The sequence below is a fragment of the Ralstonia sp. RL genome (assembly GCF_001683835.1).
GTDB classification, from domain to species: domain Bacteria; phylum Pseudomonadota; class Gammaproteobacteria; order Burkholderiales; family Burkholderiaceae; genus Ralstonia; species Ralstonia mannitolilytica.
On the sequence record NZ_LWRX01000237.1, the window covers coordinates 1 to 973 of the forward strand.

Here is a 973-nt window from a genome sequence, read left to right on the forward strand (position 1 = left end):
CCGGGCCTCGGCTTCGCCGGCCCGGCGCACGCTGCGCGCAAAGCCGAGCAGCGTGGGCTTGGCCTTGAGACCGGTGCGCTCACACTGCTCGAGATTGACGTCGAACACCAGGCGGCTGTTTTCGATGTCGAGCATCAGCCCTGCGGCCGGCAGGTTGCCGCGGTCGGTAACGACCAGGGTCGGCTGGCTGCCCAGCGTGCTGCGAATCCTGGGCAGGCTGGGCAACTCGCCCGCCCCGACATAGAGGATGTCGCACAGGCGGATCGGCGCCAGGCTGCTCAACCGGGCGATGACGATGCGCTTGCCGTCCACCCGCCGCTCGTCGAAACGCAGCAAGGCGGCGCCGACCTCCGCGTCACCCAGGACGCAAAGATGAAAGTTGGCGCGCGGCGATTCCGGCCACTCGAAAAGATGGGCAAAGTTGTACAGATACGCTGCCTTCATGTCGTGCTCGGACACCACCTGGGCGTTGGCCGCCAGGCTGATCCACATCGCGAGCAAGACAAGCAGGCGGCGCATCGTCATCAGAGATCCAGGTTGAGCTGAAGCCAGTAGGTCCGGCCGTCCATGCGCAGGCTGTCGATGCCCGTCCCCGGCGCCCAGGTGAAGGGGGAAACGACCTCGTAGTCGCGGTCGAACAGGTTGCGAACGCTGAACGCAGCCGTCACACCATGCCACGGCCGGTCATGGGTGAAGGTCAGGTTGGTCAATGCCACGCCGCCCAGCCGGCGCCGTTCAGCGGTCAGGCGAGCCCCCAGGTACTGCGTTTCCAGGCCGACGCGCAGCCCGTTGCCGGGTAGCGGCGCAGTAATCTGGAACTTGCCCAGCACATTGGGCGAATTGATTGCATCCTGCCCCGTGGTGTCCCGCGCATCCTGCCAGGCGCCGCTGCTGCGCAACCGGACCCCGTTGTCCCAGCGCGCCTCGAATTCCACTTCCAGGCCGCGCGAACGGCTGTTGCCGAGCGCGGCGT

The 973-nt window shown here is 66.9% G+C and carries 1 protein-coding gene and 1 pseudogene; both read right to left on the reverse strand.

Annotation, left to right across the window (positions count from 1 at the left end):
- The coding region (locus A6M56_RS21235; RefSeq protein WP_286758395.1) for a YfiR family protein at positions 1–525 on the reverse strand (525 nt) is incomplete at its 3' end.
- Positions 525–973, reverse strand: a pseudogene (locus A6M56_RS21240) (hypothetical protein); the annotation flags it as partial. The pseudogene A6M56_RS21240 and the gene A6M56_RS21235, both read right to left, overlap by 1 nt.